Raw genomic sequence first — 24543 nt, 5'->3', positions numbered from 1 at the left:
TTCGCGAACTAACTAGTGAGAGGTCAGTGGATGCGACGATAGACGCCGGTGAGCACGTCGGCCCAGCCTTCCGCGTCCGGCGAGAACTGGATCTTCAACGAGTAGGAATTGTCGTCGATGATCTCGTAGACGTGGCGCGCATTGCCGCGCAGCGAGCCGCGCACCAGCGTCAGGGTCTTGCCGACCCAGCCGCCGGAGGCGGGCGAGGGCGGCGTGTAGCCGAGCGAGTCGTACCAGAACAATTTGTAGGTCCGATCGTCGCGGTCGTAGGTGAAGAGGCCGTGGGTGGCGAAGATCTCCTTGCCGTCGCGCATCTGGACACCGTCCTGGATCAGGTAGAAGCCGTTGAGATCCATGCGCGCCACGGTGCGCGAGGTCGCAGGTCCCCCGGCATTCCAGCGCGACGGGTAGACCATCTCCTCGCCATTCCATTCACCGGCGAACGCGGCGAGACGCGCGTGTTCCGGCAGCGGAGATGATTGAGCGAGATGGTCCTGGGGCATGGCCTAGCCTCCCTTGACGGCCTTCACGATCTTCTGCGCGGCGTCATCGAGATTGTCGGCCGGCACGACGTTCAGGCCCGATTCACGGATGATCTTCTTGCCGAGCTCGACATTGGTGCCTTCGAGGCGGACCACCAGCGGGACGCTGAGGCCGACTTCGCGCACTGCAGCCGTGACGCCTTCGGCGATCACGTCACACTTCATGATACCACCAAAGATGTTGACCAGAATGCCCTTCACGTTCGGGTCAGCGGTGATGATCTTGAAGGCGGCGGCGACCTTCTCCTTGCTGGCGCTGCCGCCGACGTCGAGGAAGTTGGCCGGCGCCATGCCGTAGAGCTTGATGATGTCCATGGTCGCCATGGCAAGGCCGGCGCCATTGACCATGCAGCCGATATTGCCGTCGAGCGTGACGTAGTTGAGATCGTATTTCGAGGCCTCGATCTCCTTGGCGTCCTCTTCGGTCTCGTCGCGCAGCGCCACCACCTCGGGATGACGGAACAGCGCGTTGTCGTCGAACGACACCTTGGCGTCGAGCACGCGGAGCTGACCCTGCTTGGTCACGACCAGCGGGTTGATCTCCAGCATCGACATGTCCTTGGCGACGAAGGCGGCAAAGAGCTGCGCGGTGAGCTTTTCGGCCTGCTTGGCGAGATCGCCGGACAGGTTCAGTGCCTTGGCGACGGTGCGGCCGTGATGGCCCATGATGCCGGTCGCCGGATCGACCGAGAAGGTGACGATCTTCTCAGGCGTATTGTGCGCGACGTCCTCGATGTTGACGCCGCCTTCGGTCGACACCACGAAGGAGACGCGCGAGGTCTCGCGGTCGACCAGGATCGAGAGGTAGAACTCCTTGTCGATGTCGGAGCCGTCCTCGATGTAGAGGCGGTTGACCTGCTTGCCGGCAGGTCCCGTCTGCACGGTCACGAGCGTGGCGCCGAGCATCTGCTTGGCGAATTCGGCAACTTCAGTGGCCGACTTGGCGATGCGGACGCCGCCCTTGTCGCCGGCTGAGGCTTCCTTGAACTTGCCCTTGCCGCGGCCGCCGGCATGGATCTGGCTCTTCACCACCCAGACCGGGCCCGGGAGAGCCTTTGCCGCCGCTTCCGCGTCGGCTGCCTTCAGGACCGGAACGCCCTTGGAGATCGGCACACCGAACTCGTTCAAAAGCGCCTTGGCCTGGTACTCATGGATATTCATCTGGTCGCTCCCTGAACCCGCGCGTGGTGACCTCGGGGGTTCACCTCTAATTTCCGTCTGGCATACCATATACCAGAACAACTGCAACCCGGAATCTTTCGGACTCTGGACTGCCGGACCCCGGGAACCCGCCCGACCGGGGTCCCGGACATGAAAGCGCCGAGGATCGGGTCCGATCCTCGGCGAGATTTTTTCCCGATCAGCGGCCCAGAAGGTCGGGCGCGATCTTCTTGCAGGCGTCGACCAGGCCGGACACCGCGCCGACCGACTTGTCGAAGGCTTCGCGGTCCTTGCCGGCGAGCTCGATCTCGACGACGCGCTCGACGCCCTTGGAGCCGATGACGACGGGCACGCCGACATACATGTCCTTCACGCCATATTCGCCGTTGAGGTACGCGGCGCAGGGCAGCACGCGCTTCTTGTCCCTCAGATAGCTCTCGGCCATCGCGATCGCGGACGCCGCCGGCGCGTAGAAGGCCGAGCCGGTCTTCAGCAGGTTGACGATCTCGGCGCCGCCATTGCGGGTGCGATCGACGATCTCGTCCAGGCGCGCCTGCGAGGTCCAGCCCATCTTGACGAGATCGGGCAGCGGAATGCCGGCGACGGTGGAGTACTTCACCAGCGGCACCATGGTGTCGCCGTGGCCGCCGAGCACGAAGGCGGTGACGTCTTCGACGGAGACGTTGAACTCATCGGCCAGGAAGTAACGGAAGCGCGCCGAGTCCAGCACGCCGGCCATGCCGACGACTTTCTTGTGCGGCATGCCGGAGGCCTTCTGCAGCGCCCAGACCATCGCGTCGAGCGGGTTGGTGATGCAGATGACGAAGGCGTCGGGGGCGTACTTCTTGATGCCGGCACCGACCTGCTCCATGACCTTGAGGTTGATGGAGAGGAGGTCGTCGCGGCTCATGCCGGGCTTGCGCGGCACGCCGGCGGTGACGATGCAGACCTTGGCGTTGTCGAGCGCCTCGTAGGAGTTCGCGCCGGTGTAGTGCGCGTCAAAACCGTCGACCGGCGAGGATTGCGCGATGTCGAGCGCCTTGCCCTGCGGCACGCCCTCGGCGATGTCGAACATCACCACGTCGCCGAGTTCTTTCAGGCCGATGAGATGAGCCAGCGTTCCGCCGATCTGACCGGAGCCAATCAAAGCAATCTTGTCGCGCGCCATGTGAACCTGTCCTTTAGACACGTAAGGAGGGGAAAACTGAGAGGGTGGTTATCCCTTTCGCCTCCCCCGTTCAAGTCGCCGAATGCTCAATTGTCGGGCTTGCCGAGAATTGGGGCGCGCAACGATAACGCTGTCATTCCGGGGCGCCCGCGCCATTGCGCGGGCGAACCCGGAATCTCGAACTTGTGGCGCGGGATTCCGGGTTCGCGCTGACGCGCGCCCCGGAATGACTGGGTTGGGAAATAGGACCTAAGTCTCCACCAGACCCTTGGTGGAGCCGCTTGCGGTGGAATCCTTGCGGCCGTGCGGCTGCGCCAGATAGGATTCCGAGCTCATCTCGATCAGGCGCGAAGACGTGCGCTTGAACTCGTTCGCCTCGTTGCCTTCGTTCGCCAGGTACAGCGACACCGGATTGGCTTCGGCCGAGGCCATCAGCTTCACGGCATTGTCATAGAGCGTGTCGATCAGCGTGATGAAGCGCTTGGCGGCGTTGCGCTCGGCGAAGTCCATCACTGGAATATGGTCGACCAGAATGGTGTGATAGTCGTGCGCGAGCCTTAAGTAGTCGGATGCGCCGAGCGGCTTCTCGCAGAGATCGGCGAACGAGAACCGCGCCACGCCGTGCGCCGAGCACGGCACGTGCAGGATGCGGCCCTTGATCGAAATATCGCGCGACTTGCATTTGGCATGGCCGGTCATCTTCGCCCAGGCGCGATCGAGCGCGGCATCGGCGTCGGCATCGGCCGGCACCAGCCACATCTTGACGCCCTGAAGTTTCTCCAAACGAAAGTCGGTGCGCGCATCGAGCCGCAGCACGTCCATGTGATCGTTGATCTGCGCGATGAAGGGAAGGAACAGCGCTCGGTTGAGTCCGCCCTTGTAGAGATCGTCGGGGGCGACGTTCGACGTCGCCACCACCACCGTGCCGAGCTCGAACAGTTTTGCGAACAGCCGCCCCAGGATCATCGCGTCCGCAATGTCGGTGACGTGGAATTCGTCGAAGCAGAGCAGCCAGCTCTCCTCGAAGATCGCATGCGCCGTCAGCGCGATCACATCGCCATCGGCGATCTCGCCGCGGGCGATGTTCTGGCGATAGCCGTAGATGCGCTCATGCACCTCGGCCATGAATTCGTGGAAATGCGCGCGGCGCTTGTGCGCGACGGAGGCGTGCTGAAAGAACAGATCCATCAGCATGGTCTTGCCGCGTCCGACCTCGCCGTGGATGTAGAGCCCGCGCGGCGCATCGTCCTTGTCGCCGTTGCGGAACAGGCGGCCGAGCAGGCCCGGCTTGCGCGTGGGGTTATAGCTCGCAAGCCGCTGGTCCAGCGCCGCATAGGCCTCCGCGACCTCGGCCTGGGCCGCATCCGGCTCGATCGCGCCGGACGAGACCAGCGCCTGGTATTCGCTTCGGAACGATGAATTTAGGGTGGAGAGCATGGCCCCTTACCGCCAGAGACCGGCCGAAAATGCAAGCCGAGAATTGGTGCCAGGGGGTATGCGCTGGTGGGAATACGGCGCCGTCAAGGCGCCGTATTCTGGAATGCCAGCGTCAACGAAGGCTTCCGGCGGCAGCGGCCGCCTACGCACACAGCTCGTAGGCATCCTCGACCACATAGGGCCCGCCGCCGGTGGAGGCACGCGACGAGAACAGCACGAACCGTTCCGCCATGAACGCCTTGCTGGGGAAGTAGCCGCGCAGCGAGAGATAGTCGGCGACGTCCTGGTCCGAGGCGTCGTGCAGCCGCGCCAGCGTGACGTGCGGAATGAACTTGCGCCCTTCCGGATCGAGGCCGATGCGCTGCATCATCCGCTCCAGCTCGGCCTGCAATTCCATCAGCGGCTTGCTCGGCGCGATGGTTGCGACCACCGCGCGCGGCTTGCGGCCGCCGAAGCTCGTGAGCCCCTGCAACTTCACCTCGAACGGCTTGCGGTCGACGCGAAACAGCAGCGAGGCGATCTCGTTGGCGGAGACGCCGTCGATATCGCCGATGAAGCGCAGCGTGACGTGATAATTTTCGGGATCGATCCAGCGGGCGCCGGGAAGGCCGCCCCGCAAGTTGGAAAGTGTCTGACCGACCTCGGCCGGAATTTCCAGACCAGTAAACAAGCGTGGCATCGTTGAGCACTCCCGATGCTTGGACATGCGCCTTGAAAAGGCCCATGTCCAAATTAGAGCCGGCGACGAATCACCGGTAACCTGATTCCTATCGCAGTTATGTGACTCTGCGAAGCAGTGCGCGGGCTACTCCGGGAAAACCCTGGGAATTAGGGTTAGCTTTGCCTGCTTTTCAACGCCGTTGCCCGCTTATCGCGCCTAGGAATGCCTCCACGGTGGGCATGATGTTCTTGACGATGATGTCGACGCCCGCGGGCGTCGGGTGAATGCCGTCGGCCTGGTTGAGCTTGGCGTCGGCCGCAACGCCGTCGAGGAAGAACGGATAGAGCGGCACGTCGAATTTTTTCGCCAGATCCGGATAAATCGAATTGAAGCGCGCGGCATAGTCGGCCCCGTAGTTCGGCGGCGCCAGCATGCCGCACAGCATCACCGCAACGCCGCGCGCCTTCAGCCGCGCCACGATGTCGCTGAGCGCCGCGCGCGTGACGTCGGGGTCGAGCCCGCGCAGCGCATCGTTGGCCCCGAGCTCGACGATGACGCCCTCGGTTCCCTCCGGCACCGACCAATCGAGCCGGTCGCGGCCCCCGGACGAGGTGTCGCCGGACACTCCGGCATTGATCATATCGAGGGCTATACCCTTGTCTCGCAAGGCTTTTTGGAGCTTCATGGGAAACGCATCCTGGCCCTGAAGGCCGAGGCCCGCACTCAAGGAGTCGCCGAGCACAACGAGCTTGATCGGCGGTTTGGCCTGCGCGCTGGCGCCGGCAATCCCCGTCATCAAAGCGACCATCAACACGGCTATGTGCATGAAGAATCCGTAACGCCTCTCGACCGCGTGCGCGGAGTTGCCATATGACCGGACCATGGACAGTCGCATCGAATCCTCTTCGCTGGCCGGCACGACGCCGGACACCATCTCCATCGCCAACGTCAATCTCTCACTGGGCACGGGCGCGGCACGCGTTCACATTCTCAAGGATATCAGCCTTCGGGTCGGCCGTAGCGAAGCGATCGGCCTGATCGGCCCCTCAGGCTCGGGCAAATCCACGCTGCTGATGGTGATGGCGGGGTTGGAGCGTCCTGATAGCGGAGAGGTGGTGGTCAGCGGCACGCCTTTCAATGCCCTCGACGAGGATGCGCTCGCCCGCTTCCGCGGCCGCGAGGTCGGCATCGTCTTCCAGTCCTTTCACCTGATCCCGACCATGACGGCGCTGGAGAACGTCGCGGTACCGCTGGAGCTGGCCGGCAATCCGGATGCGGCCAAGCGCGCCGCGCAGGAGCTGCAATCGGTCGGGCTCGGCGATCGCCTGCATCACTATCCCTCGCAACTCTCGGGCGGCGAGCAGCAGCGTGTCGCGCTCGCCCGCGCGCTGGCGCCGGACCCTGCGATCCTGGTCGCCGACGAACCCACCGGCAATCTCGACGAAGCGACGGGAAAGCAGATCGTCGATCTCATCTTCGGCAAGCATGCAGAGCGCGGCATGACGCTGGTGCTGGTGACCCATGATTCCGCGCTCGCGCATCGCTGCGATCGCGTGATCCGCCTGCGCTCCGGGCGCATCGATACGCAGTATTCCCAGTCATGACCCTCGCCGCTGAACCGTTCGCGCCAAAACCGTTCGTGCGACGTGGCGCGGCCGCGCTGTCGCTGCGCTATGCGCTGCGCGAACTGCGCGGCGGCCTGCGCGGCTTCTACGTCTTCATCGCCTGCATCGCGCTCGGGGTGATGGCGATTGCCGGCGTCGGCTCGGTTGCCGCGAGTCTCAGCGAGGGCCTGGCGCGCGAAGGCCGCACGCTGCTGGGCGGCGACGCCTCGTTCGTGCTGTTCCAGCGCGAGGCAAAGCCCGAGGAGATCGCCTTCCTGCGCTCGCGCGGCACGGTGTCGATCGCCGCAACCTTGCGCGGCATGGCGCGTGCGGCCGACGGCAAGCTCGCGCTGGTCGAGATGAAGGCGGTCGACGACAATTACCCGATGCTCGGCCAGTTGACGCTGACGCCGCCTTTGCCGCTGTCCGATCTTCTGGCGGAGCGCGACGGCGCGTTCGGTGCCGCCGCGGATCCGACGCTGCTGGCGCGGCTTTCCCTCAGGACCGGCGACCGCGTCACCATCGGCAACGCGACCTTCCAGATCCGCAGCGCGGTCGAGGCCGAGCCCGACAAGCTCGCCGGCGGCATCGGCTTTGGCCCGCGTTTCCTGATCAGCGAGGAAGCCTTGCGCGCCACCGGCCTGATCCAGCCCGGCAGCCTGGTGCGCTGGGTCTATCGCGTCAAACTGCCTGACAGCGCCAACAGCGAGCGCGCGACCGAGGCCTTCATCAGCGACGCCCGCAACGCGGCGCCGCAGGCCGGCTGGGAAATCCGCAGCCGCTCCAATGCCTCGCCGCAGCTCGAGCGCAATATCAGCCGCTTCACCCAGTTCCTGACGCTGGTCGGCCTCGCCGCGCTTCTGGTCGGAGGTGTCGGCGTCGCCAATGCCGTGAAGAGCCATATCGACCGCCGGCTCGAGGTGATCGCGGCATTCAAGGCCGTCGGCGCGACGGGACGTGACGTGTTCGGCATTTATTTCGCGCAGGTGATCCTGCTCGCCGGGATCGGCTCGGTGATCGGGCTCGCGCTTGGCGCAGCGCTCCCCTTCGCCATCGTCGGCCTGTTCGGAAAGCTGTTGCCGCTGCCGGTGATCCCGGCCGTGCATGCCGATGAGCTGGCACTCTCCTTCGTCTATGGCCTGCTCACCGCGCTCGCCTTCGGCCTGTGGCCGCTCGGGCGCGTCCATGACGTGCCTGTGGCCGCGCTGTTTCGCGACACGATCAGCGCCGAATGGCACCGACCGCGCTGGCGCTATCTCGCCTTCATGGCCGTCGTGGTCGCGCTTCTCGTCGCGGTCGTGATCGGACTGTCCTTCGACAAGCGCATCGCCACGGTGTTCGTGCTCTCGTCCGTCGTGGTGTTTGCGGTCCTGCGCGGCATCGCGGGCCTGTTGATGACGATCGCGCGGCGATTGCCCCGCACGCGGCTGCCGATGCTGCGGCTTGCGATCGCGAACATCCACCGTCCCGGCGCGCTGACGCCGTCCGTGGTGCTGTCTCTGGGCCTCGGTCTCGCCGTGCTCGTCACCATCACCCAGATCGACGGCAATCTGCGCCGGCAGTTTCTCGCGGCGCTGCCGGACCGGGCGCCATCGTTCTACTTCATCGACATCCCGAGCGCGCAGGCGGAACAATTCGACGGCTATCTGCGCCAGATCGCGCCGGGGGCGAGAGTCGAGGACGTGCCGATGCTGCGCGGCCGCATCGTCGCCGCACGCGGTGTCAAGGCCGAGGACCTCAAGCCTGCGACCGACGCCGAATGGGTGCTGCAAAGCGACCGCGGCCTGACCTACACCAGCGAACTGCCGAAGGGCTCCAAGGTGGTCGAGGGCGAATGGTGGCGCGCCGACTATTCCGGCCCCCCGCTGGTCTCGATGGAGAAGAAGATCGCCGACGGGCTCGGGCTCAAGCTCGGCGACGATGTCGTCGTCAACGTGCTCGGCCGCGACATTCCCGCGAAAATCTCCAACCTGCGCAACATCGACTGGCAGGGGCTCGGCATCAATTTCGTTCTGGTGTTCTCGCCCAATGCCTTCAAGGGCGCGCCGCACACCCATATCGCGACGCTGACCGAACCGGGCGGCGATGCGGCCGGCGACGGCAAGATCATCAAGCAGGTCGCCGACGCCTATCCAATGGTAACGAGCGTGCGGGTCCGCGAGGTCATGGAGACCGTCGGCTCGGTCGTCACCAATCTCACGCTCGCGATCCGCGGCGCCAGCGCGGTGACGTTGATCTCCGCCATCCTGGTGCTGGGCGGCGCGCTCGCCGCCGGCCATCGCCACCGGGTCTATGACGCCGTGATCCTGAAGACGCTGGGCGCGACGCGGCTGCGGCTGCTCGGCGCCTATGCCCTCGAATATCTCCTGATCGGCCTTGCCACCGCCGTGTTCGGCGTCATCGCCGGCAGCATCGCGGCCTGGATGATCGTGACCCGGCTGATGACGCTGACTTTCGTCTGGCAGGCCGGCAGCGCGGCCGGCGTGGTCGCCTCGGCGCTCGTCGTCACGGTCGGGCTCGGGCTTGCCGGAACGCTGCTGGCGCTGAACCAAAAGCCCGCCACGGTGTTGCGGAATTTGTGACAAATTGAAGCGGGCGCGGGCGCGGCACCCCCAATCCGGGGGATTTTCCGGGGTTAACCGCGATGGCGTGTCAGGATTGCGCGGCCATGGCGACATTCAGCCGCGCGTGAACGCTTGCAGCGAATGTGTTAGTTTCCCACATATCAGGTGGGTTCGGATCCCCGATTGTTATGCAAAATTAATGTCGGCAGACATCGGTATCCGGGATAGAGTTTTGACGACCCGGCGGCGCCAGCCCTTGCGCCCCGACCAACCAACGGGAATTCGACCATGTCGGACCTAGACCGCAACTACGCTTCTCCTTTCGGCAGGGCCGCCGGGCGTGTCGACGCCGCGACGGTCGATGCCGGCCTGCGCGCATACATGCTGCGCATCTACAATTACATGAGCATCGGCTTGGCCATCACCGGCCTCGCCGCGCTCGGTGTCTACATGGCGGCCGTGACCAACGACCCGTCGGGCGCTGCCGCGAAGATCGGCAACGCGTTCCTGACGCCGTTCGGCTACGCGATGTTCGTGAGCCCGCTGAAATGGCTGTTCATCCTGGCGCCGCTCGCCATGGTGTTCGTGATCTCGGCCGGCATCAACCGCCTCGCCCCCTCGACCGCCCAGATCCTGTTCTGGGTGTTCTCGGCGCTGATGGGCATCTCGTTGTCCTCGATCTTCCTGGTGTTCACGCACACCTCGATCGTGCGGGTGTTCTTCATCACCGCGGCCACCTTCGGCGCGCTGAGCCTCTACGGCTACACCACCAAGCGTGACATGAGCGGAATGGGATCGTTCCTGTTCATGGGCCTGATCGGCATCATCATCGCGAGCCTCGTCAACCTGTTCCTGGCGAGCTCGGCGCTGCAGTTCATCGTCTCGGTGGTCGGCGTGCTGGTGTTCGCGGGCCTCACCGCCTGGGACACCCAGCGGCTGAAGAACGACTACATCTACGGCTACGCCTCGGCCGGCGGTGACATTGCCGAACGCGCGGCGATCACCGGTGCGCTGTCGCTGTATTTGAACTTCATCAACCTGTTCACGCTGCTGCTGCAGCTCCTCGGCCAGCGCGACTAGGCTCTGAGACGAGTGAACGACACGAGCCCCGGCCCATGGCCGGGGTTTTTGTTTTGGCAGTCTCTCCGTCATGCCCGGGCTTGTCCCGGGCATCCACGAGCTGTGCGACCGCGAGCAAGAAAGGCCGTGGATGGCCGGGACGAGCCCGGCCATGACGTATGCGGAAACACTCGTTGCCCGTCGCGACACCGCTGCTATCTTCGCTCGCATGCCCACACCTGAAATCAGGCCCACGACCGAGGCCGACCTTCCCGCCATCACCGCCATCTACGAGCACGCCGTACGCGAGGGCACTGCGACCTTCGAGCTCGAGCCGCCCGACCTCGCCGAGATGACGCGCCGCTACAAGGCGCTGACAGATGGCGGCTACCCCTATTTCGTCGCCGTGCTCGATGGCCGCATTGCCGGCTATGCCTATGCCGGCGCCTACCGGCCGCGGCCGGCCTATCGCTTCACGGTGGAGAACTCGATCTATCTCGAGCCGTCGTTCCATCGCCGCGGCATCGGCGCGGCGCTGTTGCAGCGGCTGATCGTGGAATGCGAGGCGCGCGGCTTCCGCCAGATGATCGCCGTGATCGGCGATTCCGCCAATGCCGGCTCGATCGGCGTGCACACCCGCGCCGGCTTCAAGATGATCGGCACGCATCCCAATGTCGGCCTGAAGTTCGGCCGCTGGCTGGACACGGTGATGATGCAGCGCGACCTCGGCGAGGGCGGGCGCACGGTGCCGGCGGATCGATAGCTGCCGTAAGGTGGGCAAAGCAAAGCGTGCCCACCACTTCTGTTGCAATTGTCGAAAGATGGTGGACACGGCGCGCGAGAGCGCGCCTTTGCCCACCCTTGTATTAGCGCGCCGGATTACAATGGCCTGGTTCCGTGAGGAATGGCCCAGCCCGGGCGGCCACCCGAGCTGGGCCGCCGATCGATCGGATCGATGCCCACCGAAGCCTTGAGGGCTGCGTTTCGTAGCAAGATCGCGATCGGCACTTCATCGGGACCCGCATGGTTGAACGAACTTCAGGTTCGCATCACAAGGGAGGGTCGAGGAAGATGGCCAAGCGTATCACGATCTGTGCCGGGATCGATACCGGCAAGCGCAAACTTGACGTGGCAGTCGATGGCTGTTCGGAGCCGTTGCAGGTCGAGAACACACCGGAAGGCTACAAGGTGCTGGTGGAATGGTTGCAGCGCCGGAAGGTCAAACGGGTCGGGATCGAGGCGAGCGGGGGCTATGAGCGGGCGGTCGTCGCCGAGCTGCGACGCAAACGTTTTGTCGTCGTGGTCTTTCAGCCGGTCCAGGTGCGCGCCTTTGCCATGTTCCACCTGCAGCGGGCCAAGAATGACAAGATCGATGCAGCGCTGATTGCAGCCTGCACCGCCGCGGCCAAGAAGATCCACCCCGCTCCGGATCCTCGGCTGGGGCCCTTTGCCGAGCATCTGACAATGATCGAGCAGATCGGAGAGGATATTGCAAAGCTCAAAAACCGGTTGGAGAGCTGCCGCAACGCGCGTATCCAGAAGCTCTGGAAGGAGCAGATTGCTCTCTTGGCCAGGCACAAACGAGCCGAGTTCAAGGCTCTGGTGGCAGCGATCCGCAAGCATCGCGATCTCGCCGAACGGCTCGATCTGATCTACGGCGTCGCCGGCAGCGGCCTTCCGACTGCGGTTTCCATCCTGATCAGGATGCCCGAGATTGGCCAGGTCACGCGCGAGCAAGCCGCAGCCCTCGTCGGGCTTGCGCCTTACGACAACGACAGCGGCGATCACGTTGGCGTCCGTCACATCGAAGGCGGGCGCGAACGCTTGCGCCGGGCGCTCTACACCGCGGCTCTACCGGCATCATTCCGCTGGAATCCGCAGCTCATGGCCCTGTACAACCGGCTGATCGCCGCCGGCAAGGGCCACAAGCGCGCGCTCATCGCCTGTGCCAGGAAGCTGCTCGTCGTCATCAACGCCGTCGTCGCACGCGGAACGCCGTGGCTCGCCGAACCGCCCAAAATCGCGAGCGTGCCCGCCACCTGATCGCGTTTCTTTGTTCGGCCGAAGCACCGTTTCTTCGTCCCGACCTGCCCTCGCAAATGACGCCGCGCACAGCGGCCGTCAAGGCTGGCCGTCGTGCCGGCCTCGCCTCACATCCGCCGCTGCCAGGCCACGCCTTGACGGCCACGAGCACGGCGTCATCCTCCCGGCAATCGGACGTCGCTTTAATGGTTGCTACGACGGCAGAACCAGCGGCTAAACCACCGCCAGCTTGCGATCGATCGCGAGCAGCACGCGCTCGAGTTCGTGGCCGCGGCGCAGGATCAGGCCGGTCGCCGAGATCACGCTGTACATGCCCTGCTTGCGCGCGAGCCGCGGGTCTTTCTCGATGCGGTAGATCGGTACTTCGGAGGCGCGGCGATAGACCGAGAACACGGCGCGGTCCTTCAGGAAGTCGATGGCATAGTCGCGCCACTCGCCGTCGGCGACCATGCGCCCATAGAGGTTGAGGATGCGATGCAATTCGAGCCGGTTGAACGTCACCCGGCCCGGTTGGGAACTCGCAGCGGCGCCTCGCGCCACTGCGCGCTGCTCGCTCGGATCGGCATCCTCCGACATCAGACTCATGGAGCGCCTCCTGTCGCTTCAAATCCATGACCGGCGGCCGTAAACACCGTCCCGGAACCCCGGATCATGACAGTTACATGATTGCGCCAACCGCGGCCGGCCGCAAGGGGCGCCTACCCGCACGGCTCCAGATCGCATCGCAAACACACCTTCCGGCTGTGGAACTTGCTCGCGACATACCGTCACGGGATCGTTAGCAGGAATCATAGTCTCGCCGCTTTTCCGCCTAGCGCCTGCCGCCCTGCACTGCGAAAAGATTCGTGTGCGTTGGCCCGGTCCTTTCGGTTCCGGATTCCTCAGCCCCCAGCCCCCCGGGGTCGTCGGGATCGGGCCTGTTCGCACGAAGGAGGACCAACGCGAGTTGGTCCTTTTTTGTTGTGTCGGGATGTTTCTCCCAACCTCTCTCCACCTCCCCCACTGTCTCCCCTCATCCTGAGGGGCTTGCGCAGCAAGCGTCTCGAAGGATCGAGGCCGATCATCTGTCAGCGCAGGCCTGCTTGGTTCGAGACGCGCGCAACAGCGCGCTCCTCACCATGAGGCGTGAGAGCGAGTCCTAATTCTGGACGGCGAGAGAAGCTGATCAGTGCAGCGACGTGTACGCCGCGCCCAGCATGGGCCCGGGCTTCTCGCGGCTGCCATCCTGGATATAGACCACCGCGCCATCGACGCCCTCGTGCGCGAGGTTCTCCAGCGGCACGGTCCAGTTTTCCGGAGTGCCGTTCCAGTCGCCGACCTTCAGAAGGTTGCGCACCACGTTGTGGTAGGTGATCTGCTGTCCGCGATTTTCGCCGCGGCTGATCGCGATCGGCACCGCCTTGGTGATCGAGCAGATCCAGACCTCGCCATGCGAGACGGCCGGCTCCTTGCTCGCCGCCACCGAAACATTGAGCTGCTTGCCGGCGAGCGACATCGACACCGGCACGCTCATCACGGTGTCGCCCTTGGCGGTCTTCGCGATCGCGCTCTCGATACCGGCGCGGTCGCTGCCGATGACATGCGCGGAGCCGTTGACGACGACCTGCGGCGTGTAGACCTCACGATCGCCGCGCATCCGCGAATAGGCGCGCTGCCGCGCAGAGAAACGTGAATCCGCCAGCGTGTCCTTCCAGCCGAGATAATCCCAGTAGTCGATCGGCATGCTGAGCGCGATGATCGAGGGATCGTTGGAGAGCTCGCCGATGATCTTATCGGCGGGCGGACAGGACGAGCAGCCCTGCGAGGTGAAGAGCTCGACGACCGCGCGGGGATCCGCCTGGGCGGGACGAATGACGGCGATGATCGCGCAGACACCGAGTGCACCGGACCAGATTGCGCCGGACCAACGCGAGATCGAATTAGAGGCCATCATTGTAGTCATGTTGAACGCCGCACACCTAGCTGATGTCGAGGGGATTCTATCGCCGACTGGTCACCGTAGTCTTACGGATAAATCTTGCGCGCACGGTGCGCTCCGCATCGTCCGAGGCGAAGACCTTTCGCCGGACGCGCCCATCTGGAACATACCGCAAACGAACAAAGGCGGCCCTTGATAGGCCGCCTTCGCTTAACCTTCTACTCACTTCGCAGTGAGCCATCGTTCACAAATCCGCGCTTACGCCGCGAGTTTGCGCAGCACATAGTGCAGGATACCGCCGTTGCGATAGTAGTCGAGCTCGTCCAGCGTATCGATGCGGCAGAGCAGCGAGACGCGCTGCAGCGAGCCGTCGGCCGAGACGATCTCTGCGGTCAGCTTCTGGCGCGGCTTGAGGTCGCCGACGAGGCCGCGCAGCGTGACCTTCTCGTCGCCCTTCAGACCAAGCGACTGCCAGGAAGTGCCTTCCTCGAAGGTGAGCGGCAGCACGCCCATGCCGACCAGGTTGGAGCGATGGATGCGCTCGAAGCTCTGGCACACCACGGCGCGAACGCCGAGCAGACGCGTGCCCTTCGCCGCCCAGTCGCGCGAGGAGCCGTTGCCGTATTCAGCGCCGGCGAACACCACCAGCGGCACGTTCTCCTGCTGATACTTCATCGCGGCGTCGTAGATCGACATCTGCTCGCCGTCGGGCCAGTGCTTGGTGAGACCACCTTCCGGGATGTTGCCGTCGGCGCCCTTGAGCATGAAATTCTTGATGCGGATGTTGGCGAAGGTGCCGCGCATCATCACTTCATGGTTGCCGCGCCGCGTGCCGTACTGGTTGAAGTCGGCGGGACGCACCTGATGCTCGCTGAGATACTTGCCCGCAGGCGAGGTGAGCTTGATCGAGCCGGCCGGCGAGATGTGGTCGGTGGTGATCTTGTCGCCGAACATGGCGAGGATGCGCGCCTCGACGATGTCGGTGACCGGCTCCGGCTCCTTCTTCATGCCATCGAAATAGGGCGGGTTCTGCACATAGGTCGAGCTCATGTTCCAGCGATAGGTCTCGCTCTCGACCGTCTTGATCTTGCGCCAGTTGGTGTCGCCCTTGAACACGTCGGCATACTTCTTCTTGAAGATCGACGCGGTCACGAACTTCTTCATGAAGGCGTTGATCTCTTTCGTCGTCGGCCAGATATCCTTCAGGTACACCGGCTTGCCGTCCTTGCCCTCGCCAAGCGGCTCGGTGGCAAGGTTCTTGGTCACGCTGCCGGCGAGCGCGTGGGCGACGACGAGCGGCGGCGAAGCCAGATAGTTCGCCTGCACGTCCGGCGAGACGCGGCCTTCGAAGTTGCGGTTGCCGGAGAGCACGGCGGCCGCGACGATGCCGTTGTCGTTGATCGACTTCGAGATCTCTTCCGGCAGCGGACCGGAATTGCCGATGCAGGTGGTGCAGCCGAAGCCGACCAGGTTGAAGCCGACCTTGTCGAGATCGGTCTGGAGACCGGAATCGGCGAGATAGGCTGCGACCACCTGGCTACCGGGAGCCAGCGAGGTCTTCACCCACGGTTTTGCCTTGAGGCCTTTCGCTGCGGCGTTGCGGGCCAGCAGGCCAGCGCCGATCAGCACGCTCGGATTCGAGGTGTTGGTGCAGGAGGTAATCGCGGCGATCACGACGTCGCCATGGCCGATCTCGAAATTCTTGCCTTCGACGGCAAAGCGCTTCGCGGGCTCTTCGGTCTTCTTGTACTCATTGCTGAGCGCGAGCGAGAAGCCTTCGGATACCGCGGGCAGCGCGATGCGACCTTCGGGGCGCTTGGGACCGGCCATCGAGGGCACGACGTCGCCGAGGTCCAGCGTCAGCGTTTCCGTGAACACCGGATCAGCCGACTTGGCGGTGCGGAACAGCCCCTGCGCCTTGGCATAGGCCTGCACCAGCGCAACGCGCGGCGCCGCGCGCCCCGACGTCTTGAGGTAGTCGATCGCGGCATCGTCGACGGGGAAGAAGCCGCAGGTCGCGCCGTATTCGGGTGCCATGTTGGCGATGGTGGCCTTGTCGGCGACCGAGAGATGGTCGAGGCCGGGGCCGAAGAACTCGACGAACTTGCCGACCACGCCGAGCTTGCGCAGCATCTGCGTCACGGTCAGCACGAGGTCGGTCGCGGTGACGCCTTCCTTCAGCGCACCCTTCAGCTTGAAGCCGACGACGTTCGGCAGCAGCATCGACAGCGGCTGGCCGAGCATGCAGGCTTCCGCCTCGATGCCGCCGACGCCCCAGCCGAGCACGGCGAGACCGTTGACCATGGTGGTGTGGGAGTCAGTACCGACAAGGGAATCCGGATAGGCCACCTCGAAGGTGCCGGTCTTCTTGCCGACCGTCATCTTCTCCTTCTTGGTCCAGACCGTCTGGGAGAGATATTCGAGATTGACCTGGTGGCAGATGCCGGTGCCGGGCGGCACGACGGAGAAATTCGAGAACGCCTTCTGGCCCCACTTCAGGAACTCATAACGCTCCTGGTTCTGCTTGTATTCCTCGGTGACGTTCTTGGCGAAGGCCTTGTTGTCGCCGAAGAAGTTCACAATCACGGAGTGGTCGATGACGAGATCGACGGGCACCAGCGGGTTGATCTTCTCGGCATCGCCGCCGAGCTTCTGCATCGCGTTGCGCATCGCGGCGAGGTCGACCACCGCCGGCACGCCGGTGAAATCCTGCATCAGCACGCGCGCCGGGCGGAACGCGATCTCATGCTCCAGCGACTTCTTGCGCAGCCATTTGGACACCGCGACGATGTCCTCCTTCTTGACCGAGCGGCCGTCCTCGTTGCGCAGCAGGTTCTCGAGCAGGACCTTCATCGAATAAGGGAGCTTTGAAATCCCCTTCAGACCATTCTTCTCGGCGGTCGGCAGGCTGTAATAGACATAGGTCTTGGCGCCGACCTTGAGGGTCTTTTTGCATTTGAAGCTGTCGAGCGAGGTCATGTAGGAAATCCCAATTGTTAGTTATACCCGGCAGAGGGTACTTTAACACCGTCAGCGAATCCGGCTGGGTCGCTTGCAGGAGCGAGTGGAGTGCTGCATCAAGTTCCGGGCTTATAGAAGCTTTCTAACCGCACCGCCACAAGGACGATCGTGCCGCAGCAATCCGGGAGCCTCAAATTCTGCTGCGCTACCCCAAGTTTTCTTGAGGGCCAGCGGTGAAGGGGTCGACCAGAGGCGGCATGCAGCTCTCAGGGCATGGCATCAGATGCGTGCGGGGCGGCCGGGAGGTGTTTGCCGGCCTCGATTTTGCGGCCGCCTCCGGCGAGGCGCTGGCAGTCGTGGGGCGCAACGGCTCCGGCAAGACCTCGCTGCTGCGCCTGATCGCGGGGCTGCTGGTTCCGGCCGGGGGCACGATCGAGCTTTCCGGCGGCGACAGCGAGCTGAGCTTGGCCGAACAATGCCACTATCTCGGCCACCGCGACGCGCTGAAGCCGGCGCTGAGCGTGGCGGAAAACCTCGCATTCTGGGCCGATTTTCTGGGTGGCGAGCGCTTCGACGTAGCGATGAGCCTTGCGACCGTCGGCCTCGACCACGCCACCCATCTGCCGGCCGCCTTCCTCTCCGCCGGCCAACGCCGCCGCCTCTCGCTCGCCCGCCTGCTGGCGGTCCGCCGCCCGGTCTGGCTGCTGGACGAGCCGACCACCGCGCTCGACGTCGCCGGCCAGGAGATGTTTTGCGGGTTGATGCGGGAACATCTGGAGCGCGGCGGCGTGATCATCGCCGCCACCCACATTCCGCTCGGGATCGACGCGCGGGAGCTGCGGATCGGAGGTGTGGCGTGAGCTACGTCGACCCTCAGCTTTCCTGCTCTTGTCCCTCGCGCTCCGAGTCTTCGTGGCCGTCGGGCCTCGCTTTCCCCGTCCCCTCCCCCCTTGTGGGGGAGGGCCAGGGAGGGGGGTGCCACACGGCAGGCTCTCGCGGTTTGAGCGCTGAGGATGCGGGAGCTCCGCTGCCCGCCATCCGTGTCCGACGAGCACCCTCCCCGGGGCTACCCCCCTCCCCCGCCCTCCCCCACAAGGGGGGAGGGAGCGCAGCCTGCGCGTGGCAGGCGGCGAACGTCTCCACGTCCGTCGGGGGCACCCCATGACCGCCCTCTCAGCCCTCATTCGTCGCGACGTCCGGATTGCCCTGCGGGTGGGCGGCGGGGCACTGATTGGGGTGTTGTTCTTCCTGACCGTGGTGGTGCTGATGCCGTTTGCGGTGGGGCCGGATCTGGCGCTGCTGTCGCGGCTGGGGCCGGCGATCCTGTGGCTGGGAGCGCTGCTGGCGAGCCTGCTCACCCTCGACCGTCTCTTCATGGCCGACCACGAGGACGGCTCGCTCGACCTGATCACGATGAGCCGGACACCACTGGAACTCGCCTGCGCTGCCAAGGCGCTGGCGCATTGGCTGGCCGCCGGCCTGCCGCTGATTGTCGCAACCCCCGTGCTCGGCCTCCTGCTCAATCTCGACATGGTTGCAACCGGCGCGGTGGCCCTGACGCTGCTGGCGGGAACGCCGGCCCTGACCTTCACCGGCATGATCGGCGCCGCACTGGCCGTGACGCTGCATCGCGGCGGGCTGTTGATGGCGGTATTGGTGCTGCCGCTGTCGATTCCGGTGCTGATCTTCGGCGTCGCGGCCTCCCAAGCCGTGATCGTCGGACCGATGTCATTCGGCGCCCCGTTCTCGATCCTGTGCGCGCTCTCGCTCGTCAGCCTGGTGATCGGCCCGTTTGCCGCGGCGGCAAGCCTCCGGCACGGGCTGGACTGATCTTGACCCCGATCAACTTTCGCTTCGCACTTTCGTGCTGATTGCCTGCGGCCCCTCACCATGATTATCAGGTGACCATGACGCTGATCGACCTCGCCAACCCCTCGCGGTTCCTTGCGCTGACGGCGCGCGTGCTGCCGTGGCTTGCGGGGGCGACCGTGATCCTGCTCGCGCTTGGCCTCTATCAATCGGCGCTGGCGCCGGACGACTATCAGCAGGGCGCCACCGTGAAGATCATGTTCATCCATGTGCCCAATGCCTGGCTGTCGATGTTCGTCTGGGGCGTCATGAGCGTGGCCTCGCTCGGCACACTGGTGTGGCGGCATCCGCTCGCCGACGTCGCCGCGAAGGCGGCCGCGCCGATCGGCGCCGCCTTCACCTTCCTCGCGCTGCTCACCGGCTCGCTATGGGGCCGGCCGATGTGGGGCACCTATTGGGAATGGGATGCGCGGCTGACCTCGGTGCTGATCCTGTTCCTGATGTATCTCGGCCTGATGGCGCTGTGGCGCGCGGTCGAAGATCCCTCGCGCGCGGCGCGGGCCGCTGCGGTGCTGACGCTGGTCGGCGCGATCAATCTGCCGATCATCAAGTTCTCGGTCGACTGGTGGAACACGCTGCATCAGCCGGCCTCGGTGATGCGCATGGGTGGCTCGACGCTCGACAAGTCGTTTTTGATTCCCCTGCTCGTGATGGCGATCGCGTTCACGCTTTTGTTCGTCACGCTGCACCTGGCGGCGATGCGCAACGAGATTTTGCGCCGCCGTGTCCGCTCCCTGCAAATGATGCAGGCGAGCCGTATGGCGTTTTCGAGCGAGTCAAGCGTCGGTTCGCGTGAAGACAACGCGTCAAAAGAAATTGGGGCCGCCTAACATGTCGCTCGGTCCCTACGCGTCCTTCATCGTGACGTCCTATCTCGCCGTGGCTATCGTGGTGTCGATCCTGATCGGCTGGATCATGATCGACTATCGCAACCAGACAGAACGCCTGCGTGAGCTGGACAAGAGCGGCGTCACCCGCCGTTCGGGCCGCAGCGCAACGGAGCTGCGATGAGCGATCACTCGACGCCCGCCACGCCGTCGCGCGGCACCTTCCTGGTGGTGCTGCCGCTGATCGCCTTCATCGGCCTTGCGCTGCTGTTCTGGTTCCGACTCGGCAGCGGCGATCCCTCGCGCATTCCCTCGGCGCTGATCGGCCGGCCTGCGCCGCAGATCGCGCTGCCGCAACTCGACGGCCTGCAAATTGGCGGCGCACAGGTGCCGGGCCTCGACCCGGCCGCGTTCATGGGCAAGGTCAGCCTGGTCAATGTCTGGGCCTCCTGGTGCGTGCCCTGTCACGACGAGGCGCCGCTCTTGACCGAGCTTGCCAAGGACAAGCGCTTCCAGCTCGTCGGCATCAACTACAAGGATGCGCCCGACAACGCGCGACGCTTCCTCGGCCGCTACGGCAATCCGTTCGGCGTCGTCGGCACGGATGCCAACGGCCGCGCCTCGATCGAATGGGGCGTCTACGGCGTGCCGGAAACCTTCGTCGTCGGGCGCGAAGGCAAGATCGCCTACAAGCTGGTCGGCCCGATCACGCCGGAGAATTTGCAGACCGTGCTCATGCCGCAGCTCGAGAAGGCGTTGAAGGCGGGATCGTAACGCCGGTCTCGTGCCCCGGACGCTGCGCAGCACGAAGTGATGCGCTGCAGGGCCGGGGCCCATGTTTCCACGATGCCGTTCCGGAGAGAGGCTGGGTCCCGGCTCGCGCTTCGCGCGTCCGGGACACGAGACCTACCCCTTCCGCACATCCCCCGCTTCGGCCTCGCTCGCTTCCAGCGAGACCGGCGCAATGTGATAGCGCTTGGTCAGCGGCATCTGCGCGATGGCGAAGATCATCGTCAGCGGCGTCACGCCGAAAACCTTGAAGTTGACCCAGAAATCCGTGCTCTGGGTGCGCCAGACGATTTCGTTGAGCACCGCCATGCCGGCGAAGAACAGCGCCCAGCGGAAGGTCAGGATGCGCCAACCCTGCGGCGTCAGGTTGAACATCTGGTCGAACATGATGGCGATGAAGGAGCGGCCGAACAACAGCCCGCCGCCGAGCACGGCCGCGAACAGGCCGTAGATGATGGTCGGCTTGACCTTGATGAAGGTCTCGTCGTGCAGCACCAGGGTCAGCGTACCGAACACCAGCACGATCGCGCCGGTGACCAGCGCCATGATCGGCACATGGCGCGTCACCACGTAGGAGGCGATTATCGCCGCCACGATCGCGACCATGAAGGCGCCGGTCGCGGCGAACAGATTGAACCTCGAATTCACGAAGAAAAATACGAGCAGCGGGCCGAGCTCGGTTGCCAGCTTGAACAGCGGATGCGGCTGGGTCTTGTCCATTTCAACTCTCAATTCCGGCGATCGCACGGGCGAAATCGCGCGCGGTGAACGGCGCGAGATCGTCGACGCCTTCGCCGACGCCGATGAAGTGCACCGGCAGTTTGAACTTTTCGGCCAGCGCCACCAGAATGCCGCCGCGCGCGGTGCCGTCGAGTTTCGTCATCACGAGGCCCGTAACACCGGCCGTGCGGTGGAACGCCTCGACCTGCGACAGCGCGTTCTGGCCGACCGTGGCGTCCAGCACCAAGAGCACCGCATGCGGCGCCGAGCTATCCACCTTGCGGATCACACGCACGACTTTTTCGAGCTCGTTCATCAGCTCGGCTTTGTTCTGCAACCGCCCGGCCGTGTCGACCAGCAGCACGTCGATCGCCTGCTCCTTGGCCGTCGTCAGCGCATTGAAGGCGAGGCTTGCCGAATCCGAGCCCTGCGCGCCGGCAATCACCGGCGTCCTGGTGCGCTCGCCCCAGACCTTGAGTTGCTCGATTGCGGCGGCACGAAACGTGTCGCCGGCCGCCAGCATCACCTTGCGGCCTTCGGACGCGAATTTCGCCGACAGCTTGCCGATGGTCGTGGTCTTGCCGGAGCCGTTGACGCCGACGACGAGGATGACGAAGGGCTTTTTCGCCGCATCGATCTCGAGCGCCTTGGCGACCGGGACCAGCACCTTCTCGACCTCGGTGGCGACGACGTCCTTCACCTCATCCGCCGAGATCGCCTTGTCGTAACGTCCTGTACCGACCGCGTCCGCGATCCGCACCGAAACCTCGGTGCCGAGGTCGGCGCGCAGCAGCACGTCCTCGATGTCGTCGAGCATGGCGCGGTCGAGCTTGCGCTTGGTGACGAGGTCGGCGACCGCGGTCCCGAGCGAGGCCGACGTGCGCTTCAGCCCGTTGGACAGGCGTCGCCACCAGCTCAGTTTGGGGGTGTCAGTGGTATCGTTCATGGTGGCGTGTTAGCCGTTCCGGCTCCTAAACGAAAGTCTCCAACGAAAGTCCTGATATTGCTCGATGTTCCCGAGTTGACCGCGGATGAAATCATAGCGCGCGTGCTTCACCGCGACGGGCTGATGCTGGTGATCGACAAGCCGGCGGGCCTTCCCGTCCATCGCGGCCCCAAGGGCGGGGCGAACCTGGAAGCATCCTTCGACGCGCTGCGCTTCGGCCTGCCGCGGCCCCCGGTGCTTGCCCACCGGCTGGACAAGGACACCTCCGGCTGCCTCGTGCTTGGGCGCCATCGCAAGGCGACCGCCTCGCTCGGCCTGTTGTTCAAGCACGGCAAGATCGGCAAGACCTATTGGGCCCTCGTCGAAGGCGGCCCGGCCGAGGACGAAGGCACGATCGACTTAGCCCTCGGTCGCCTCAATGCCGAGCGCGGCTGGTGGCAGAAGCCGGACCCGGAAGGCCAGAAGGCGATCACCAACTGGAAGGTGATGGGGCGGGCTGACGGCCTGAGCTGGCTCGCCATGGAACCGATTACCGGCCGCACCCATCAATTGCGGGTGCATTGCGCGGCGCAGGGCTGGCCGATCGTTGGCGACAACATCTACGGCAATGGCCCGCGCTTCGGCGAGCCGCGGCTGCATCTGCATTCGCGCGAAATCGTGGTGCCGGTCTCCCGCAACAAGGAGCCGGTGCGCGTGGTCGCCCCAGCGCCGCCGCACATGCAGGAGCGGCTCAGGACCTGCGGCTGGAACGGGGAATAGGTGCCGCCGTCGTTCACCTCTCCCGCTTGCGGGAGAGGTCGCGCCGAAGGCGCGGGTGAGGGCTTTCTCCTCTTGGAGGTTCTCGGTTGCGGAGACACCCTCTCCCCAGCCCTCTCCCGCAAGCGGGAGAGGGAGCCCACCGCGTTCGTGGCGGCAATCGAACCTGATCCCGGACCATGGTTTACGAAACCTTCAGTGCTCGCCTCTAATGATACCGGTTGCTTAGAACAAGCTTCTTCGAACCGGCTCAGGACGAGCAACGCTTCATGCCGCAGGCCCAGCCATCGATCATCGACGAAGTCGAGGGGGCGATTCGCGCCGGCTCGGACGAGAAGCGCCTGGAAACGGCGCGGCGCGTCACCGACCTGTTCCTGTCCTCCGCCGGCAGCTTCAATGACGAGCAGATCACGCTGTTCGACGACGTGCTCGAGCGGCTGATCAAGACCATCGAGCTGCGCTCGATCGCCGACATGGGCGCGCGGGTCGCGCTCGCCGAGATCAGCACGCAGCTCGCGCCGATCGCCCAGGCGCCGCCGTCCGTGATCCGCCGTCTTGCCGGCAATGACGAGATCAGGATCGCCGGCCCCGTGCTTCAGGAATCGGCGCGCCTCGATGAGGCCGAATTGCTCAACATCGCGGCCAGCAAGGGCGAGCAGCACCTGCTCGCGGTCGCCGGCCGCTGGTGGCTGAAGGAAATCGTCACCGACGCGCTTCTGGCGCGCAGCTATCCGAGCGTCAGCCGGCGCCTTGCCGCCAATCCGGGCGCGCGGTTTTCGGCAAATGGCTTTGCCGTCATCGTCGGACAGGCCGAACAGGATCCCGAACTGACCGTGAGCGTCGGCGTACGCGTCGATCTGCCGTCGGACCTGCGCCGTCAATTGCTGCGCTCGGCGACCGACGCGGTTCGCACGCGCCTGTTGTCGCGCGCCCCGGCGCATCTGTTCGAGGAGATCCAGAACGCCATCGCGGCGGTCGCCACCGGCGTCGATCGCGAGATGTCGGGGATCCGCGATTTTGAAGGTGCGAAGCGAGCCGTCGCAAATCTCAAGAAAGCCGGTCAGCTCAACGAAACGACGCTGTATGGCTTTGCCAAACAGCGTCGATATGAAGAGACCGTCGCGGCGCTGGCGGCTCTATCCGAATCGAGTTACGAGGTCATTCGTCCCTTGATGCAGAGCTTGCGCGATGACGGCCTGCTCGTGCCGTGCCGCGCGGCACTGCTGAGCTGGGAAACGACGGCCGCCGTTCTCGAAAGCCGCTACGCAACTGGCACGATGAAGCCCGCGGACCTCGCCAAGGCGAAGGGCCATTTCGCGAGAATGACACCGGAAAACGCACGACGTACGCTGCGATTCTGGCAGGTGCGGGCGTCGTAAGTCGCGCATTTTGGAGCGCGCTGCGTCCCACATCCTCGGTGTCGTCCCGGCGCAGGCCGGGACCCATAACCCCAAGAAGTAGTTTTGCGAAGACCTGTAGTTAGGAAGTCTTCCCACGGTACTGTTACCGGGCTCTATC

At 64.8% G+C, this 24543-nt stretch carries 23 protein-coding genes; 12 read left to right on the top strand and 11 right to left on the bottom strand.

What is annotated here, in order from left to right; translation table 11 throughout:
* Nucleotides 1-23: 23 nt before the first annotated feature.
* The 6 genes from NLM33_RS30935 to NLM33_RS30910 form a co-directional block, all read right to left on the bottom strand.
* A complete protein-coding gene (locus NLM33_RS30935; protein WP_254101862.1) occupies nucleotides 24-503 on the bottom strand; it encodes a DUF1579 family protein in 480 nt (159 codons plus the stop codon).
* Between the two features lie 3 nt (nucleotides 504-506).
* A complete protein-coding gene (gene sucC / locus NLM33_RS30930) occupies nucleotides 507-1703 on the bottom strand; it encodes an ADP-forming succinate--CoA ligase subunit beta (RefSeq protein ID WP_254101860.1) in 1197 nt (398 codons plus the stop codon).
* Between the two features lie 199 nt (nucleotides 1704-1902).
* Nucleotides 1903-2871: a malate dehydrogenase gene (gene mdh, locus NLM33_RS30925; protein WP_254101858.1), complete on the bottom strand. Its 969-nt coding sequence runs from the start codon at nucleotides 2869-2871 to the stop codon at nucleotides 1903-1905.
* A gap of 249 nt (nucleotides 2872-3120) precedes the next feature.
* Nucleotides 3121-4308 carry a cell division protein ZapE gene (zapE, locus tag NLM33_RS30920; RefSeq protein ID WP_254101856.1) on the bottom strand — a complete coding sequence of 396 codons (1188 nt, stop codon included), beginning with the start codon at nucleotides 4306-4308 and terminating at the stop codon, nucleotides 3121-3123.
* A gap of 142 nt (nucleotides 4309-4450) precedes the next feature.
* The gene (gene thpR / locus NLM33_RS30915) at nucleotides 4451-4987 is read right to left on the bottom strand and encodes an RNA 2',3'-cyclic phosphodiesterase (protein ID WP_254101854.1); all 537 of its coding nucleotides are present in this window, start codon (nucleotides 4985-4987) and stop codon (nucleotides 4451-4453) included.
* A 172-nt stretch (nucleotides 4988-5159) separates the two neighbouring features.
* On the bottom strand, nucleotides 5160-5795 hold the full coding sequence (locus NLM33_RS30910) for an arylesterase (RefSeq protein ID WP_254101852.1): 636 nt from the start codon (nucleotides 5793-5795) through the stop codon (nucleotides 5160-5162).
* 55 nt (nucleotides 5796-5850) lie between these two features.
* Here NLM33_RS30910 and NLM33_RS30905 point away from each other — a divergent pair, with 55 nt between their 5' ends.
* The 5 genes from NLM33_RS30905 (at nucleotide 5851) to NLM33_RS30885 (ending at nucleotide 12239) form a co-directional block, all read left to right on the top strand.
* Nucleotides 5851-6573, top strand: a complete 723-nt coding sequence (locus NLM33_RS30905; RefSeq protein ID WP_254101850.1) for an ABC transporter ATP-binding protein — start codon at nucleotides 5851-5853, stop codon at nucleotides 6571-6573.
* Nucleotides 6570-9155 carry an ABC transporter permease gene (locus NLM33_RS30900; protein ID WP_254101848.1) on the top strand — a complete coding sequence of 862 codons (2586 nt, stop codon included), beginning with the start codon at nucleotides 6570-6572 and terminating at the stop codon, nucleotides 9153-9155. Before NLM33_RS30905 ends, NLM33_RS30900 begins: the two co-directional genes overlap by 4 nt.
* A 270-nt stretch (nucleotides 9156-9425) precedes the next feature.
* Nucleotides 9426-10217 carry a Bax inhibitor-1/YccA family protein gene (locus NLM33_RS30895; RefSeq protein WP_254101847.1) on the top strand — a complete coding sequence of 264 codons (792 nt, stop codon included), beginning with the start codon at nucleotides 9426-9428 and terminating at the stop codon, nucleotides 10215-10217.
* A gap of 208 nt (nucleotides 10218-10425) precedes the next feature.
* A complete protein-coding gene (locus NLM33_RS30890) occupies nucleotides 10426-10959 on the top strand; it encodes a GNAT family N-acetyltransferase (protein WP_254105972.1) in 534 nt (177 codons plus the stop codon).
* A 308-nt stretch (nucleotides 10960-11267) separates the two neighbouring features.
* Complete coding sequence (locus tag NLM33_RS30885) at nucleotides 11268-12239, top strand: IS110 family transposase (RefSeq protein ID WP_254095913.1); 972 nt, start codon at nucleotides 11268-11270, stop codon at nucleotides 12237-12239.
* 213 nt (nucleotides 12240-12452) lie between these two features.
* On the opposite strand, the gene NLM33_RS30880 is transcribed toward NLM33_RS30885, so the two are convergent.
* From NLM33_RS30880 to acnA, 3 genes are all read right to left on the bottom strand, one after another.
* Nucleotides 12453-12824, bottom strand: a complete 372-nt coding sequence (locus NLM33_RS30880; RefSeq protein ID WP_254101846.1) for a DUF2794 domain-containing protein — start codon at nucleotides 12822-12824, stop codon at nucleotides 12453-12455.
* A 580-nt stretch (nucleotides 12825-13404) separates the two neighbouring features.
* Nucleotides 13405-14181, bottom strand: coding sequence for a thioredoxin family protein (locus NLM33_RS30875; protein ID WP_254101844.1), 777 nt, complete (start codon nucleotides 14179-14181; stop codon nucleotides 13405-13407).
* Between the two features lie 234 nt (nucleotides 14182-14415).
* Nucleotides 14416-17136 carry an aconitate hydratase AcnA gene (gene acnA / locus NLM33_RS30870; RefSeq protein WP_254101842.1) on the bottom strand — a complete coding sequence of 907 codons (2721 nt, stop codon included), beginning with the start codon at nucleotides 17134-17136 and terminating at the stop codon, nucleotides 14416-14418.
* Nucleotides 17137-17375: 239 nt separating this feature from the next.
* Between acnA and ccmA the strand changes: the two genes are divergently transcribed.
* The 5 genes from ccmA (at nucleotide 17376) to NLM33_RS30845 (ending at nucleotide 20588) form a co-directional block, all read left to right on the top strand.
* Nucleotides 17376-17978 (top strand): heme ABC exporter ATP-binding protein CcmA, encoded by a 603-nt coding sequence (gene ccmA, locus NLM33_RS30865; RefSeq protein WP_254101841.1) that lies wholly within the window; start codon nucleotides 17376-17378, stop codon nucleotides 17976-17978.
* A 301-nt stretch (nucleotides 17979-18279) separates the two neighbouring features.
* Nucleotides 18280-18948: a heme exporter protein CcmB gene (ccmB, locus tag NLM33_RS30860; RefSeq protein ID WP_027523533.1), complete on the top strand. Its 669-nt coding sequence runs from the start codon at nucleotides 18280-18282 to the stop codon at nucleotides 18946-18948.
* 77 nt (nucleotides 18949-19025) lie between these two features.
* Nucleotides 19026-19817: a heme ABC transporter permease gene (locus NLM33_RS30855; protein ID WP_254105970.1), complete on the top strand. Its 792-nt coding sequence runs from the start codon at nucleotides 19026-19028 to the stop codon at nucleotides 19815-19817.
* A gap of 1 nt (nucleotide 19818) precedes the next feature.
* On the top strand, nucleotides 19819-19998 hold the full coding sequence (ccmD, locus tag NLM33_RS30850) for a heme exporter protein CcmD (RefSeq protein ID WP_254101840.1): 180 nt from the start codon (nucleotides 19819-19821) through the stop codon (nucleotides 19996-19998).
* Nucleotides 19995-20588: a DsbE family thiol:disulfide interchange protein gene (locus NLM33_RS30845; RefSeq protein WP_254101839.1), complete on the top strand. Its 594-nt coding sequence runs from the start codon at nucleotides 19995-19997 to the stop codon at nucleotides 20586-20588. Before ccmD ends, NLM33_RS30845 begins: the two co-directional genes overlap by 4 nt.
* 132 nt (nucleotides 20589-20720) lie before the next feature.
* On the opposite strand, the gene NLM33_RS30840 is transcribed toward NLM33_RS30845, so the two are convergent.
* Nucleotides 20721-21323: a septation protein A gene (locus NLM33_RS30840; RefSeq protein WP_254101838.1), complete on the bottom strand. Its 603-nt coding sequence runs from the start codon at nucleotides 21321-21323 to the stop codon at nucleotides 20721-20723.
* A gap of 1 nt (nucleotide 21324) precedes the next feature.
* On the bottom strand, nucleotides 21325-22269 hold the full coding sequence (ftsY, locus tag NLM33_RS30835) for a signal recognition particle-docking protein FtsY (RefSeq protein WP_254101837.1): 945 nt from the start codon (nucleotides 22267-22269) through the stop codon (nucleotides 21325-21327).
* Between the two features lie 57 nt (nucleotides 22270-22326).
* On the opposite strand from ftsY, the gene NLM33_RS30830 reads away from it, so the two are divergent.
* Complete coding sequence (locus tag NLM33_RS30830) at nucleotides 22327-23028, top strand: RluA family pseudouridine synthase (protein ID WP_254101835.1); 702 nt, start codon at nucleotides 22327-22329, stop codon at nucleotides 23026-23028.
* A gap of 266 nt (nucleotides 23029-23294) precedes the next feature.
* The gene (locus NLM33_RS30825; RefSeq protein ID WP_254101833.1) at nucleotides 23295-24404 is read left to right on the top strand and encodes a DUF2336 domain-containing protein; all 1110 of its coding nucleotides are present in this window, start codon (nucleotides 23295-23297) and stop codon (nucleotides 24402-24404) included.
* Nucleotides 24405-24543: the final 139 nt, after the last annotated feature.

The sequence above is a fragment of the Bradyrhizobium sp. CCGUVB1N3 genome (assembly GCF_024199925.1).
Classification (GTDB): Bacteria; Pseudomonadota; Alphaproteobacteria; order Rhizobiales; family Xanthobacteraceae; genus Bradyrhizobium.
This window is presented reverse-complemented; position numbering and strand designations above follow the sequence as displayed.